Consider the following 15,245-nt stretch of genomic DNA (forward strand, 5'->3'; position numbering starts at 1 on the left):
GCGATCTATCTGACAAGAGAGCTTCGGGTGTCGGTCATTTTCAATAGCTCATCTATAATTGCTGTTCTTCCTGTAGGTGTCCAACTCATCCGGATCCATTGGGGAATAAGCATAACCTTGCCATTCTGGACGGCACGGATGGATTTCCAGGCTTCTGTTTTGCGCATCCGCTCATAGATCGCTTCACTGCCAGCGCCCGCATTTTTTTTGAGCATAAATACATAATCGGCTTCCAACGGAGGAAGCCATTCCGGTGGGAGGTCTAGGATTTTCGTATGCAGCGGCACATTTAGACCCGGCTTTAAGCCTAGGTCCTGGTAAATCAATTCATTCAACGGATGATTGATGGTTCCTTGGATTCTTATATGCTGGTGGTTCACCTGCAGCACGCTCACGGTTTTATTTTTCATGCTATGGTTTAGAATGCGCCGCGCAGCAGCTATACGTAAGGCCAATTGACCCAGCGTGTACGCTGCTTCCTGGTGCTGCCCTAGCATCGCGCCCATTTTGCGATAATTGACCAGCCAATCGGTATCTGTAAGCAGAATCACCGAGGAAGCCACGCAATTTAATTGCTGGTAGAACGGCTGGTGGTAGACATCCCCAATAATAAGGTCCGGCTGGGCATGCTGCAGCTCAGCCCAATTGTTGGCAAGCAATTGCTCGTATTCGGCATCGTCCATGCCTGGATATCTACAGCAATTAACGGCTGCTACAGGCTCAATCCCAAGCGACAGCAAGCTGTCCTGCAGAAGTGTACAGGAGACTACAGCAATTTTCATTTTTTTACGATTCATATAAAACGAAGGGGAAATGCCAACGGTACGGTGAAACACACGGCTGAAATAAAATTCGTCGTCATAGCCGACGGAGGCAGAAACCTCTTTAATCCTGCAGTCCTTATGCGACAGTAGCTCTTTGGCGCTTTCCATCCGCAATCGAACCCAGTAAGCGAGGGGGGATTCGCCCATCATTTTCTTAAATAAGCGCGAGAATGAGCTGGGGGTGAGCCCTGCCATTACCGCTAAGGTTTTCATCTCCAACTGCTCATGAAAATGTGCTTGTATGTAGGCAGCCGCTTGTTGAATGCCCTGTAATGAAGAGGACTCCTCCAGCTTTTTGGAGCCCTCCTGCATAATGAAATAGAGCAACTCCTGGAATTGCAGGTGATGCTGGAAGGTCGGCGTTTGACTTACGCTATTGTCATAAAGTAGCTCAATACGCTTCAAGAGAGGGCGGGCATTTGTGACCTGCACACGCCCCGAAGTAAAAAGGGGCAGCTCCTTGTTATGTAAATGAATAGAGTCGCCATTGCTTTCTCCGGCAGCTCCGCCATAATACGCCAATTGCAGTGAGTAATAAGCCAAGCATTCGGAGCCCAACGATACATCTATTTGCATTCCCGGCGTTAAATAATAAAGCTGTAAGGGTTCAAAATCAAAGCATTCATTATTGATCAGCAAAGAGCCCGTGCCTTCCGTAATAAAGATTAGCATGGAGGCAGGAATCTTAGTATAGGACAATACATTTTGTTGGTGGTGGCGTCGATGGCGGATTGAGGTGAGGCAGCAAAGTGAATAGCTTGTAGGTGAGTCCAGCATAGGTTTCATTAAGCGAGTCTCCAATCCATGGTACGAAAAATAATAAAGCCGATAATGATTCTCAATACCATGATTAAAGCAAGGATCGTTGTATTTGTCAATCCATCTAGTAACAGGCTAAGGACAGTAACGGCCGGTCAACAATGAGAGGAGCGACCGCTAATGAGCTGTTAATTGGCAAAAGTAGCAACAATAAAAGACGCCAAGCCTCTTTCCATAGAAAGAAGCCGGACGCCGGAGATTTTTATAAATGATTTAGATTATATCGGTTGTATGCCCTAAAAGTACAATGAGCATTATACGGCATTACGCCTTGTATAAAGTAAATAGATAAAGAAGGGCGCACCTACGGCTGCTGTAAATACCCCTGCAGGAATATCCAAGGGCAGGAAAAACGTCCGGCCTACGAGATCAGCAGCTACGACAACAATCGCTCCTAGCAGAGCGGCGACGGGAAGCACGCTGCCGAAGCTTGAGCCCACCAGCTTGCGCGCCATATGCGGAGCGAGCAAACCTACGAAGCCGATGCCACCGCCAACCGAAACGGCAGATCCGGCTAGAGCAACGCTTAGCAATAGCAACAGCAAGCGATTAAATTCGACGGAGCTTCCAGAGCTGGCGGCTATTTCGTCACCCAACTGCTGGATATTGATATGGCGGGCTCCGAGGAAGGCAAGCGGAATCAATAAAACGCTCCAAGGCAGGATCGTCCATACATTCTCCCAATTGGTGCCATACACAGATCCGGTTAGCCACGTGTAAGCTTGACCGGGATCATTTTTGGGACTGAATATAAGCATCATTGTTGTCATGGCCGACATCAGTGAGGAGATGCCTACCCCTACCAGAACAAGCCGGAAGGGGGTGATGCCTTTCTTCCAGGCAAGCAGGTAAAGGATGCTGGCGACGATTGCCGCACCAAGCATGGCCGATACCGGAAGCCAGCGGATGCTTACCGTACCTGCAAAGTAATTGAGGAAGGCAACGGCTGCTACGGCGGCGCCTCCCGTAACGCCCAATATATCGGGGGAAGCCATCGGGTTGCGGATCATCCCCTGCAGGATCGCTCCCGAGGCAGCCAGCGAAACGCCAGCCAGCAGCGCAACTATAATGCGAGGGAGGCGCAGCTTCTGGATCACCATCGTGTGGTCCTCTGCACCTATGCCGAATAGGCTACGGACTACATCGATGGGGGAAATCTGCATTTCCCCTGATCCCGTGCTAATTATGACAAAAGCGGCACACACGCCCAGCAGCACAGCGGTGACAAGCACGGTTTTTTTGTGAATTAAAAAAGACAAGCGGCTGGTACGAAAAGGGAGGTAAGACTTCATGTTTTGGTAATCCCCTTTCTGGCAATATAAACGAAAAATGGTGCACCGATAATCGCGGTCATAACACCTACGGGCATTTCCTCAGGGATCATAATAAATCGGGCGACGAGATCAGCGGTGATCAGCAGGATGGCACCAAGCAAGGCGCAGTAGGGCAGAACCCAGCGGTAGTCCATGCCGACAAAGAAGCGTGAAACATGGGGAATGACGATACCAATAAAACCGATGGGCCCGGCTATGGACACCGAGCTGCCGGCCAGCACGACAATGATGATAGCGGACACGATCTTAACGAGGGCCGTTCTTTGCCCCAGGCTTTTGGCGGTATCCTCGCCCATCATTAGCAAATTGATGTCTCTTGCAATGATCAAAGCCGCTATCCAGCACACGGCCATATAAGGCAGTACAGCAAGCAGCATGTCCGGCGAACGCCCGGCGATCGACCCTGTCAGCCAGAATAGCACACTGTTCAGCCCTTGCTGATTGACCACCAGCAAGCCTTGGGTGAACGAGGAGAACAGCGCCGTCATCGCCGAGCCTGCGAGTATGATTTTGATCGGCGTCAATCCGTCACGCCCCATGGAGCCGAGCATGTAGACGATCGCTGCAGCTATAGCTGCGCCCAGGAATGAAATCCACATCAACACCTGCATCGAGGACAGGGAAAAGACCATCGATGCTAAGAGGATGAAAAAAGTGGCTCCCGCGTTAACACCAAGCACACTTGGTGCAGCCAACGGATTGCGGGTTAACGCTTGCATCAACGCTCCGGCTACGCCTAAGCTTGCGCCTATGGCAGCGGCAATAAATGCTCGGGGCATGCGGGTCGTACGCAGTATGACCTGTTCACGGACACTTTCATCATAGTGGATGAAAGCCTCCCAAGCCGTGTGCAGGTCGAAGTTCGTTGCTCCGAATATGATGCTTGAGCCCAGGCAAATAAGCAGGAAAAGAGCAGCGGCAACAAGCCCAGCTGCTCTATATAAGTGTCCGATCATGGTTGAATATCGAAGTACTTGTAAAGATCGTCCAATAGCATCTTGGCCGCTATACTTCCTCCACTCAAATTCCACGTAATAGGGTCAGCCTTGAAGTACTTGCCAGCCTTGACACCCTTGAGGTCCTTCCAGAGCGGGTGAGAGAGCCACTCCTCTGAATTTTTTAATGAATTCGTTCCGTCGTTCAATTGTGTAATGTCAAAAATATAGTCGCCATCCATCTGTGGTATTTGCTCTTTCGAGGTTAGGTTGAGAACGGATTTGCCTTCGGCTTGCTGCGCCTTTGGCCGCGGTAATCCTAACTCTTGGAAGATCGTACCCGCAAAGCCTGTTACATAAATCCGGGAGCTGTTGTCCTTTTGAAAGCGGATAATGGATACTTCCGATTTGCCGAGGCGGTCGCCCATTTTTTGCTTAAATGTGGCAACACGAGTATCCCATTCTTTCATAATCTTCGTTACCTCATCCTGTTTGTTAAGTGCTTCTCCAGCAACTTTCAAATTTTCCTTCCAAGTGAACAAATCGGCAACCATGATGGTTGGGGCAATCGAGTTCAACTGTGGATAAAGCTTTTCATGCCGTCCTTTGGCTGCAATGATGAGATCAGGCTTCAGCGCCAGGATCGCTTCTATATTCGGTTGATCCTCATCACCGAGATTTTTGACGCCTTCCATATCGGCTCTTAGAAATTTGTACCAAGGCAACTCATCCCAGGATTGTACCGCACCAACAGGCTTGACCTTCAAAGCAGCCGTAATGTCAACCATTCCGTTGAATAATACAACGACACGTTCGGGCACTTTCGTCAGCGTAACGGTTCCCATCGTATGCGTAATCGTTTTGTTAAATGCAGCAGGGGCAGCTGTGGGTGTTGTTCCTTCTTTGGCTGGTGTAGCTGGTGTAGCCGGTGCAGTCGATGCAGGTGCCGAAGCGCTTCCTGGATTAGAGCCGGCCGTCCCGCAGCCTGCGGTGATTAGTAAAATGGCCAACACGACTAATAAATGTATCTTTTTCATGGTTTTCTCCTTTGTTCAACTCCATTATTTGCTAGCATTCTTATAATTCGGGCGGTCATTCCATTATAGCTTGTCATGTACAGTCAGGAATTCCCGGGCATCGGTTCGTGGACGCGGAGCGGGAATTTGCTCCGGGTAGCCAATATGCAGCAGGCCGACGATCTTTTCCCCTGGTTGCACGCCCACGGCTTCGCGGAAGCCAGGATGATAAACGAAATTGTTCGTTTTCCATACGACACCTAAGTTCTCCTCCCAAGCCGCAAGCTGGAAGGTCTGGATCCAGGCGCAGACAGCGGCATAATCCTCATCCCATTGCTTTTGTCTCGGGTCCTCACCCATAACGACAAGCAGATGAAGGGGAACATGCGTAAAATAAGCCCATTTTGCCTTTCCATATTTTTCTTTATCTTCAGCAGAGTAGGTGGCAACCATCGCCGCGGCCAAGGCTTTTCTCGCTTCCTCTTTATAAACAATGAACCTCCAAGGCTCTCTCGCTCCATGATTAGGTGCCCACGCAGCGATATTAAGCAAGTCCACCAACAGCTCCATCGGAACGGGGTCGCTTTTGAATAACCGAACCGTGCGTCTTGCTTTTATTAATTCAGCCAGGGTGCCTGCGCGTTGTATACCCGTTGTTTCCAGCATTGTACAACCTCCATATCTAATCCTATTGATAATGATTATCATTATTTCTTATCAATAATAAGGTTCATAACAAAGTTTGTACATGTCTTAATTTGTCTATTTGGATGGACGATTTTGTCCCGGCATAAAAAAAAGAACCCCATCAGGGGCTCCACATCATAAGCTTATTGGTTATTCGTAGGCGCGGCGCGGAAAGGGTGCATGAACATTTTGGGAATTTCGGTTTCAAAACGCAGCAGCTCGCCGCTAGTAGGGTGGATAAAAGCCAGTACACGTGCGTGCAGCCCAAGCCGGTTAATAATTTTCGATTTGGAGCCGTATTTTTTGTCACCAACCACGGGATGGCCGATGTCCTCCATATGGACACGAATCTGGTTTTTGCGTCCAGTTTCAAGATGGATGTCCAGCAAAGAGAAATTGCCATTGGTTTGAATCAATCTGTAGTGGGTAACCGCATGCTGTCCATCATTGGGGTAGCTGCTGGAGTACATTTTGAGTGTGCTGCTTTCTTTCAGCCAAGAGGATATCGTGCCTTCGATTTTCCTGACCTTTCCTTCCACCAGAGCCGTATAGGAGCGCTCCTTGACCATATCCTGCCACGAGTTTTGCAAAATTTGCTGGACGTTTTCGCTTTTGGCAAAAACCATCACTCCGGAGGTATCGCGGTCCAGACGGTGGACGATATAAATCCGGTTTTTCGGATTGGTTAAACGGACATGGGAGGTTAATTGGCGGTAAGCGGTCATTTCGTTCTCTGAAGGCGAAGCTACGGACAGGAGTCCCGAATCCTTTTTAATGACGATTACATCTTCATCCTCATGCAGGATCGTAAGGCCAAGGATCGGCGGCTGCTCCGACGACTTATCTTTGCTGATGCTCACAACCTGTCCAGGCTTTAGTGCGTAATTGTACGTGGTCATACTACGGTCATTTACCGATACTTGTCCGCGGGCAAGCAGCGATTTAACCGAGTTGCGGCCCATGCTTGGCAGTTGTTCCAATAGAAAGGTCAGCAGCTCGGCTGGCTCTTTAACAGTAAATACGGTTGGCTTGGCCGGAGGGCGGAAGGCGCTGCCCTTTTTTTGATTCGTAGCATTGCTGCTAGGGGCTTGTTTCTTGCCCGAAAGTGATTTGGAAGGTTTAGATGGTTTAGATTTGCTCATTAGGTAGGACGCTCCGATAATTAGATTTTGATATCCCTTACTATACCATGTTCCAGAGGGTGGGAGAAGTGGGAAGGCTGGCGATTGGATTTGTGCATGAGCTTGGGTACAATGTTATACTAGGGAACAGCACAAGAACAGGGGCAACGCAGCACAGAACCTGCTTAAGGGCATTTACAAGGCTATACGGTTAAAAGTAAAACGGAATTGTCAAAAGGAAGAGGTGGGGCTGTTGGAGGCACCGCAGGCTATTATTGAAGTAAAAGGGTTGAAAAAGCAATATGGCGATTTCATGGCAGTCAAAGGTGTTCATTTCGAGGTGTACAAAGGCGAGGTATTTGGACTGCTCGGTCCCAACGGAGCCGGGAAAACGACGACCATGGAAATGATCGAAGGCTTGCGTCGGCCCGATGGGGGCACGGCACGTGTAGCAGGTTATGATACACAAAAGGATTTAAAAAAGGTCAAGCAGGTCATCGGTGTGCAGCTACAGTCGACCTCATTGTTTGATTTGCTGAAGGTGCATGAAATTGTGAGGATGTACGCGAGCTTCTATCCTGATTCGGTGCCGATTGAGCCGTTGCTGGACGATATGATTTTGCGGGAAAAAATGAACGATCGTGTCAAAAATTTATCCGGCGGACAAAAGCAGCGCCTTGCCATAGCGCTTGCCTTGGTCAATGACCCGCAGGTTATTTTTCTGGATGAGCCGACGACGGGCTTGGACCCGCAGGCTCGCAGAACGCTGTGGGACATTATTCTCGGGCTGAAAAAGCGCGGAAAAACGGTCGTGCTCAGCACACATTATATGGAAGAAGCACATATTCTTTGTGATCGCATTTGCTTGATGGACAGCGGTGAGGTGATCGCTTTGGATACACCGCGTAACCTTGTCAGCAGCCTGCAGTCCGACAGCGCGATTGAGTTTCGGCTCCCTGAAGGGATCAAGCTGTCCGAAACGGATCAAGCGGCGTTGTTGGAGCAATTGAAGCTGTTGCAAAAGGTGAAGCAGGTCGATTGGCGGCAAGGGGTGTTCGTGTTATACACCGATTATTTGCAAGCTACACTCATTGATCTCATTCAGCGCGGGGAAGCAGAGCAATGGCAGATTGTTGACCTGCAGACACGAACCGCGACACTGGAGGATGTGTTTATTCATATGACGGGAAGGAGCCTGAGAGAAGCATGAAGATGAATGCTTATATTCAGCTGACGCTGGCACAATTAAGGCTGTTTATCCGTAATCGGCAGGTGCTGGTCTGGACGCTGCTCTTTCCGATTTTCTTCATGGTGCTGCTGGGCTCCTTTCTCGGTAATGGAAGCAATGTATCGCTTAAAGGAATGGTTATTGATTTGGACCAATCACCGGCTTCGCAGTCGCTGGCGGAGTCCTTGCAGCAGGATCCCATCCTGAAGCTTCAGCCAGCAGGGGAGTTGAATGCTTCCTTGGAAGCCTTGAAGAAAGGCGACCAGCAGATGGTCGTGGCGATCCCCAAAGGCTACGGGCAAGCGGTGGATACCGGCAAAGCATCCACTTCAACAAGCCTGAAGGTGTATTATGATGAAACGAATGTAACGGCCTCGCAGATTGGCCTGGTGGCGGTGGGGCAGGTCATTGACGGCATCGATAAAAAACGGGTAAATTATGTACCGGTTATCACCATCCAGCCGGAAGGCGTCCAATCGTTGAAGCTTACCTATATCGATTTTCTGGTGCCCGGTATACTGGCGATGATGATTATGTCGAATAATCTCAACGGGGTAGCCGGACAGATTGCCGCTTGGCGGGAGCGGGGCATCTTGCGAAGGATGCAGAGTACGACACTGAAGGCTTCGACCTTCATCGCTGCGCAAATTACGGCACGGCTAATCTTGAATGGATCGCAGTCCTTGATCGTACTGCTGGTGGGCCATTTCTTCTTTAACGCACAAATCAATGGCTCATGGGCGCTTTTGCTGGGCTTTGTCGTGCTGGGAACCTTGGCCTTTATGTCGATTGGCTTTATTATTGCCGGGCTTGCCAAAACACCGGAAAGCGCCGGTCCAATCGCCGGGTTTATATCGTTCCCGATGCTGTTCGTGGGCGGCGTGTTTTTCCCGATCCAAAACATGCCGGAATTTCTGCAGCCGATTATTAAGCTGCTGCCTATTGCCCATCTCACGACGGCCTTGCGGCAGGTGATGAATGTCGGAGCCGACCTGTCGGTCGTATGGAGCGAGGCGGCACTGCTGGGGGGCTGGATGGTGGTCGCCTTTATTATCGCCAGCTTTACGTTTAAGTGGGAGTAGATCTTGATAAGAACAAATTATGGTCAAACCCAAGACTCATAACGGTCTTGTAATGGCTGTAATGGCTGTAATGGCTGTAATGGCTGTAAAAGATGGATTGGATGTCGATGGTTGGTTTCCCAATGGGAATACAGCCGTCGATTTTCTTTTTTTCTGGCATATATTAGTTCAGGTCGTGCATATAATGAACTTCACCGGGGCAATATACTAGTAGAAAGTAGCCAATTCATTTAAATCATGCACTTTTAACAAACCAATGATGCTACGTTAATCTTGCCTTCATGTTCGTAGCGTATGGTTAACCTTATAACTTGGGAAAAGAGGGATAGGATCATGATTTTATATCAAATGGCCAAACGAATGGAACAAAGGAAACAGCTAAAGCATACGATCGAACAGTCGCAAGGTGATGTTGCCGAGCAGTTAGTGACACAGAAGGAACAGGTTGAAGCACAGCTGATGACACAGGCTAACTGTTGGGTTGAAGACGGCAACGATGCATTCATGTTGCATACGATGGTTCCTGAGGTTGGCGACATGCAACAAAATACAGCAGGCTTGTAGCGGAAAATGGATCAACCTTACGAGGTGTTCCATTTTCTTTTTTTTGTGTTTACGATCTTTTCCATGTAAAATAAGATACATTGATTCTGTAAGCAAATGAGGGCATCTAACATGAAGATCGTACTATCCACCTTAAACGCCAAATTTATTCATACCTCGCTGGCTTTGCGTTATTTAAAAGCATTTTGCGGTGATGATTTTGACATCGACATTACGGAGTATACGATCAAGGATCCAGCGATGAATATCGTCTCGGATTTATTCCAGCGCCAGCCGGATGTGATCGGCTTCTCCTGTTATATATGGAATATCGAAGAAACAATTACGGTTATTAGCATGCTAAAAAAAATTAACCCGCAGCTTATTATTTTGCTAGGAGGTCCGGAAGTCTCCTATGATACGGAGTACTGGATGGATCGGCTACCGCAGGTTGATTTTATCGTAGTAGGCGAAGGGGAAGAAACCTTCCACCATCTGTTGAAGGAAATTAGCGGAGACCGCGCCTATTACAGCGTATTTGGAGCGGCGTATCGCAAAGAGGGAAGGGTGATCGTTAACCCGTCTCGGCCGAAGTTAAATCTAAGCGATATTCCGACACCTTACCGATTTGCCGAGGATGTCCCAAGCCTGGCGAATCGGGTCGTTTATTTCGAAACGAGCCGTGGCTGCCCATTCAGCTGCTCATTTTGTTTATCGTCGATTGAAGTGGGTGTACGCTATTTTGACATTGAGCGGACGAAAAGCGATATCATTTATTTGATCGATTCGGGTGCAAAGCTGATTAAATTCGTGGATCGCACCTTTAATATTAAACGTGATTATGCGATGGAAATCTTCGAATTTTTAATTAATAACCACCGCGGCTGTGTCTTCCAGTTTGAGATTACCGCTGATATTATGCGGCCCGAGGTACTGGAGTATTTATCGCAGCATGCACCAAAGGGCGTATTCCGCTTTGAGATTGGCGTGCAGTCGACGAATGATTTGACCAACGGAATCGTAAAGCGAAGGCAGAATTTCGCCAAGCTTTCACGCACGGTCACGATGGTCAAGGAAAGCGGCAAAATCGACCAGCATCTCGATTTAATCGCCGGTTTGCCAGAGGAGGACTACAACTCCTTCCGCAAAACCTTCAACGATGTGTTTGAATTAGGTCCGGAGGAGCTTCAGCTCGGGTTCCTGAAAATGCTTCGTGGCACGGGCATGCGCGCTGACGCGGAGAAATATGGCTATATGTATATGGACAATGCGCCTTATGAAATTCTGGGCAATGACATCTTGCCATTTTCTGACCTGGTTCGCATTAAGCGGGTCGAGGATGTGCTGGAGAAGTATTGGAATTCGCACCGGCTCGACCATACCGTCACTTATTTGATCCGTGAGCATTTCCCGTCAGCCTTTGATTTCTTCCAGCAGTTTGGAGATTTCTGGGAAACGCGGGGTTGGCAAAAAATCGGCCATCAGCTGGAGGATTTATTCACAAGGCTGCATGCTTTCCTGATCGATCGCGGAACGAAGCGGATGGATGTGATCGAGGGGCTAATGAAGCTGGATTATTTCCTTAACCATAAGTACAAGCCTCGCAAAATATGGTGGCAATTCACGCTGAATAAGGCTGCCCAAACCGACTATTTCCGTCGGCTTGTCCATAATCCGGAAGAAGTGTCTGCATCTTACGCAGCGCTTGGCATCGGCGAGAAGGACATCCATAAGCATGTGATGATTGAGGTCGTCCCATTCCGGCTGGATGTTTACTTGCAGACTTCAGAAATTATCGCCGATTCGCAGCAGCTGTTGATCATTTATTTCCCGCCGGATACCTCGACACGTGCGATGCATTTCACGCTTTCACTCGAATCTGCGGCAGCTATGTAAGGTAGGCATCCTTCATATAACAAAAATGAAAAAGCACCTAACCACCACATCATGGTGGGTTTAGGTGCTTTTGTTGTGTAGAAAGCAATAACGATATAGTCTAAATGATCTTAAGGCAAATAGCTTCTAAGCACTGTCATGGATCCGGTAAGTGTATAGTCACCCAGGTTAGCTGGAATGAGATAGCATTCACCTGGCTGGACAGGCTGCTGTTCCCCATCGCCCCACCCAATCGTTCCGGTTCCCTCACAAATGACATGAATAATAAAGCTGGCCGGAGTGGTTTGCAGCTTCCAGGTTTGCTCAACCTTGCCTTTTTCCGTAATGAAAAAAGGAGAATGGGCCAATGTCAGCCATTGGTTAGTCGATTCCAAATCGGTTTTCATAAAAGTGGCACCGGAATTCGTATAAGCGATCACGTTCAAGGAATCCTCGATATGCAAATCACGCGGCTTGCCATCAAGGCCCATCCGGTCATAATCGTAAAGCCTGTATGTGCTGTCTGAGTTTTGCTGGATCTCTGCAACAAGCACGCCAGCGCCGAGTGCATGCACAGTACCCGATGGAATGTAGAAGGAATCGCCAGTCTCTACAGTGATTTCATTGAGGCAATCCATAATTCGGTGTTCTTCAATGGCTAGCGCCAATTGCTCGCGGGTGACACCATCATTGGTTCCATAAATGATCTTGGCTCCAGGCTTGGCATCGAGGATGTACCACATCTCTGTTTTGCCCAGCTCGCCTTGTGGCAAACCTTGGTAATTGTCATTTGGATGAACCTGTACGGATAAATCATCCTGGCAATCCAACAGCTTAATTAATAAAGGGAAACGGCCATTCTTCTCGGAAAAGCCCTTGCTTCCAAAAAAATCCTGTCCATATTGTTCGCGCACCTCGTCCAGGCCTAGTCCTGCCAAGGCACCGTTAATGACCTTCGTGGTGCCATTCGGATGATCGCCTATTGCCCATGCTTCGCCAATTGGACCTTCTGGCAGCTCTAACCCGAACTGTTCCAGTGCCCGCCCGCCCCAAACGCGTTCTTTTAATTCCGGTTGAAATAATAAAGGATATGGTTTCAATAAATTCCCTACTTTCTAGTTGGTTGCTTATTCCAAGATTGGTATAACTCTAAATAGAATTATACCAATCCAGCTAGAGCTTTTCTACTGCAATCAGGTAAGGGGGATGGTTTTTTTGATTTAAAAAGCGGTATTCCAGCACTTGATACTGTTTTTGTGGCAATTGTTCAACCCATGATTGAACAGCTGAAGCTTCTTCTGTACCGCCGGGATGCCCCGTATACAAGACAATGGTTACGATACCGCCTTTTCGTAAAGCCGTTAGAGCGGATTGGAGTGCAGGGATGGTGGAATGGGGGGCAGTGACAGATTGATGGTCACCGCCGGGCAAGTAGCCCAAATTAAACATGGCCGCTCCTACCCGTTGCTCTGCTGCCTCTGGAACTGCATCATACAGCTCCGCATGGTCGCGCAAATGCAGCCGGACATGGGAATAGTCCGGCTGCGTCTGTGCGAGGCGTTGTTCTGTTGCTATTAAGGCTTGCTCTTGGATGTCAAAGGCATGTACTGCGCCTTGGGTGCCTACCAGCCTGGCGAGGAAGGCAGTATCGCCGCCGTTACCAGCGGTGGCATCTATGGCTATATCCCCGGGAAGGAGACGCTGTTCGACCAGCTTCTGGGCATAATTCAGAATGGATAAAAAACTCATGCGAGCCTCCATGGTTTATTTTTTGGTGGCGAGCCAAGCGGCTAAGGCTTCGACTTCATCTGCTTTTAGCATTTCATTGAAAGGCGGCATCACTTTTCCGCCATCGTTAATTTTGGCAACTAATTCGGCATTTGTTCGTTTAGAGCCTATTTTTGTCAGGTTGGGTCCCATTCCGCCTTGCAATTGGTCACCGTGGCAAGCCATGCAATTATCTTTAAATAGGGCTTCTGCTTTGGTAGCGGCTACCGTTGCTGCTGGAGCCGCTGCCTTGGGCGCGTCTGCGACGGGCGCAGCGGCCGGAGGAGCTTGCGGCTCGGGCTTCGCGGCCTCGGGAGCCGCCGCCTTGGGTGCGTCAGCGACGGGCGCAGCGGCCGGAGGAGCTTGCGGCTCGGGCTTCACAGCCTCGGGAGCCGCCGCCTTGGGTGCGTCAGCGACGGGCGCAGCGGCCGGAGGAGCTTGCGGCTCGGGCTTCGCGGCCTCGGGAGCCGCCGCCTTGGGCGCGTCAGCGACGGGCGCAGCGGCCGGAGGAGCTTGCGGCTCGGGCTTCGCAGCCTCGGGAGCCGCCGCCTTGGGCGCGTCAGCGACGGGCGGCGCTGTTACCGGCTCAACCTTAACCGGCTCGTTCTTCGCCGGTTCCGGCGTAGCCTGCTCCGCTACCTTGGTCTCCGCCACCTTAGGCGGTATTACTGCCGCGCCTGCACTTGGGGCAGGGCTTGCAGGCTGTGCAGCAGGCTTATCGCTGCTGCAGCCCGCGATCACCATAATTGCCAGCATGCAGGAAAATAACGCTGTCTGTTTCTTCATACCCATCGCTCCTCATTATAACGTATTCAAGCAAGGTAGATCCCGAAATTAAAACGCCTACTTCCTAATAAACGTGCAAATGGCGTTAAACGGTTCAAGCCATGATGAAATTTAGTTATAAATTGAAGCGCAGTAAGTTAGTCCTCTTCTTGTGCACTTGCTCCACAGTCCATCCAGCCTTTAGTGATCCAATCAGACGCTCAAATTTTCGAACCTCTTGCCTTGGTAAGTATCCCGTACGCGCAGCTCGGCATCAATGGCATTAAGCACTTCCCATTTCTTAAGGCTCCATAAGGGGCCGATCAGCAAATCGCGGGGAGCATCCCCTGTAAGCCGATGGACGATCATTTCCGGAGGGAGCAGCTCAAGTGTATCTACAACGAGCTTTACATATTCATCCATCTCCAAAAAGCGCAGCAATCCAGCTTCATATTGTTTAACCATCGGTGTTTTACGCATGAGGTGCAGCAGGTGAATCTTGATTCCCTCCACGCCCATCGCAGCAACTGCTCTGCCGGTGTCGAGCATCATCTCATGGGTTTCGCCGGGGAGCCCGTGAATAATATGGGCACAGGTGCGAATATTATGCTTTTTGAGCTTGGCAACCGCATCGGTATAGCACAAGGTATCGTGGGCACGGTTGATCAGCTGCGAGGTGGATTCGTGTATCGTTTGCAGGCCCATCTCTACCCAGAGATACGTCCTTTCATTTAGCTCAGCCAAGTATTCGACTACGTCATCAGGCAAACAATCAGGTCTTGTGGCAATAGATAAGCCGACAACCCCAGGCTGCTTCAAAATCACTTCATAATATTCCCGCAGCTCCGCTACAGGAGCATAAGTGTTGGTATAGGCTTGGAAATAACCAACATATTGGGCGTCAGGCCACTTTTTATGCTGGAGATCGCGGATGTTATTGAATTGTGTGACCAGATCATCGCGGCGGCTACCCGCAAAGTCCCCTGAGCCCCGTGCACTGCAAAATGTACAGCCTCCGGCTGCCATCGAGCCGTCCCGATTAGGGCAAGTAAAACCAGCATCGAGCATAACTTTAAACACTTTCGTACCGAACTGGCGGCGCATTTCTGTGTTCCATGTATGGAAACGCTTGTCTCCCCACAATAGAGGGACGGCAGCATTTTGAGCTTGCTTCATAAGGTAAGGCTCCTTCTTGGTGCAAATATTTTTCCTTTGTCACTAGGGTCTGATTCCTATTATTTTAACGTAA

At 49.5% G+C, this 15,245-nt stretch carries 15 protein-coding genes; 5 read left to right on the forward strand and 10 right to left on the reverse strand.

Annotation, left to right across the window (positions count from 1 at the left end; translation table 11 throughout):
* Nucleotides 1-5: 5 nt before the first annotated feature.
* The 6 genes from G9U52_RS24185 to G9U52_RS24210 all read right to left on the reverse strand — a co-directional run bounded on the left by G9U52_RS24185 (nucleotide 6) and on the right by G9U52_RS24210 (nucleotide 6,757).
* Nucleotides 6-1,610 (reverse strand): AraC family transcriptional regulator, encoded by a 1,605-nt coding sequence (locus G9U52_RS24185; RefSeq protein ID WP_166153228.1) that lies wholly within the window; start codon nucleotides 1,608-1,610, stop codon nucleotides 6-8.
* A gap of 287 nt (nucleotides 1,611-1,897) precedes the next feature.
* On the reverse strand, nucleotides 1,898-2,935 hold the full coding sequence (locus tag G9U52_RS24190; protein ID WP_166153229.1) for a FecCD family ABC transporter permease: 1,038 nt from the start codon (nucleotides 2,933-2,935) through the stop codon (nucleotides 1,898-1,900).
* Nucleotides 2,932-3,933, reverse strand: coding sequence for a FecCD family ABC transporter permease (locus G9U52_RS24195; protein ID WP_166153230.1), 1,002 nt, complete (start codon nucleotides 3,931-3,933; stop codon nucleotides 2,932-2,934). The genes G9U52_RS24190 and G9U52_RS24195 overlap by 4 nt, the downstream gene beginning before the upstream one ends.
* Complete coding sequence (locus G9U52_RS24200; RefSeq protein ID WP_166153231.1) at nucleotides 3,930-4,949, reverse strand: ABC transporter substrate-binding protein; 1,020 nt, start codon at nucleotides 4,947-4,949, stop codon at nucleotides 3,930-3,932. The genes G9U52_RS24195 and G9U52_RS24200 overlap by 4 nt, the downstream gene beginning before the upstream one ends.
* Before the next feature lie 63 nt (nucleotides 4,950-5,012).
* Nucleotides 5,013-5,594 carry a nitroreductase family protein gene (locus G9U52_RS24205; protein WP_166153232.1) on the reverse strand — a complete coding sequence of 194 codons (582 nt, stop codon included), beginning with the start codon at nucleotides 5,592-5,594 and terminating at the stop codon, nucleotides 5,013-5,015.
* A 164-nt stretch (nucleotides 5,595-5,758) separates the two neighbouring features.
* The gene (locus G9U52_RS24210; protein WP_166153233.1) at nucleotides 5,759-6,757 is read right to left on the reverse strand and encodes an RluA family pseudouridine synthase; all 999 of its coding nucleotides are present in this window, start codon (nucleotides 6,755-6,757) and stop codon (nucleotides 5,759-5,761) included.
* A gap of 292 nt (nucleotides 6,758-7,049) precedes the next feature.
* On the opposite strand from G9U52_RS24210, the gene G9U52_RS24215 reads away from it, so the two are divergent.
* From G9U52_RS24215 to G9U52_RS24235, 5 genes are all read left to right on the forward strand, one after another.
* The gene (locus G9U52_RS24215; RefSeq protein WP_166153413.1) at nucleotides 7,050-7,946 is read left to right on the forward strand and encodes an ABC transporter ATP-binding protein; all 897 of its coding nucleotides are present in this window, start codon (nucleotides 7,050-7,052) and stop codon (nucleotides 7,944-7,946) included.
* A 2-nt stretch (nucleotides 7,947-7,948) separates the two neighbouring features.
* Nucleotides 7,949-9,046, forward strand: coding sequence for an ABC transporter permease (locus G9U52_RS24220; RefSeq protein WP_166153414.1), 1,098 nt, complete (start codon nucleotides 7,949-7,951; stop codon nucleotides 9,044-9,046).
* A gap of 19 nt (nucleotides 9,047-9,065) precedes the next feature.
* On the forward strand, nucleotides 9,066-9,257 hold the full coding sequence (locus G9U52_RS24225) for a hypothetical protein (protein ID WP_166153234.1): 192 nt from the start codon (nucleotides 9,066-9,068) through the stop codon (nucleotides 9,255-9,257).
* Between the two features lie 122 nt (nucleotides 9,258-9,379).
* Complete coding sequence (locus G9U52_RS24230; protein ID WP_166153235.1) at nucleotides 9,380-9,610, forward strand: hypothetical protein; 231 nt, start codon at nucleotides 9,380-9,382, stop codon at nucleotides 9,608-9,610.
* A 111-nt stretch (nucleotides 9,611-9,721) separates the two neighbouring features.
* Nucleotides 9,722-11,485, forward strand: a complete 1,764-nt coding sequence (locus G9U52_RS24235) for a B12-binding domain-containing radical SAM protein (RefSeq protein WP_166153236.1) — start codon at nucleotides 9,722-9,724, stop codon at nucleotides 11,483-11,485.
* 110 nt (nucleotides 11,486-11,595) lie between these two features.
* Here G9U52_RS24235 and G9U52_RS24240 read toward each other — a convergent pair whose 3' ends face one another.
* The 4 genes from G9U52_RS24240 to mnmL all read right to left on the reverse strand — a co-directional run bounded on the left by G9U52_RS24240 (nucleotide 11,596) and on the right by mnmL (nucleotide 15,172).
* Nucleotides 11,596-12,564 (reverse strand): type I phosphomannose isomerase catalytic subunit, encoded by a 969-nt coding sequence (locus G9U52_RS24240; RefSeq protein WP_166153237.1) that lies wholly within the window; start codon nucleotides 12,562-12,564, stop codon nucleotides 11,596-11,598.
* 73 nt (nucleotides 12,565-12,637) lie between these two features.
* A complete protein-coding gene (gene mnmM / locus G9U52_RS24245; RefSeq protein WP_166153238.1) occupies nucleotides 12,638-13,213 on the reverse strand; it encodes a tRNA 5-(aminomethyl)-2-thiouridylate-methyltransferase MnmM in 576 nt (191 codons plus the stop codon).
* 15 nt (nucleotides 13,214-13,228) lie between these two features.
* Nucleotides 13,229-14,017, reverse strand: a complete 789-nt coding sequence (locus tag G9U52_RS24250) for a c-type cytochrome (protein WP_166153239.1) — start codon at nucleotides 14,015-14,017, stop codon at nucleotides 13,229-13,231.
* A 192-nt stretch (nucleotides 14,018-14,209) separates the two neighbouring features.
* Nucleotides 14,210-15,172 carry a tRNA modification radical SAM protein MnmL/YtqA gene (mnmL, locus tag G9U52_RS24255; protein ID WP_166153240.1) on the reverse strand — a complete coding sequence of 321 codons (963 nt, stop codon included), beginning with the start codon at nucleotides 15,170-15,172 and terminating at the stop codon, nucleotides 14,210-14,212.
* Nucleotides 15,173-15,245 lie beyond the last annotated feature (73 nt).

Source organism: Paenibacillus agricola, from assembly GCF_011440305.1.
Classification (GTDB): domain Bacteria; phylum Bacillota; class Bacilli; order Paenibacillales; family NBRC-103111; genus Paenibacillus_S; species Paenibacillus_S agricola.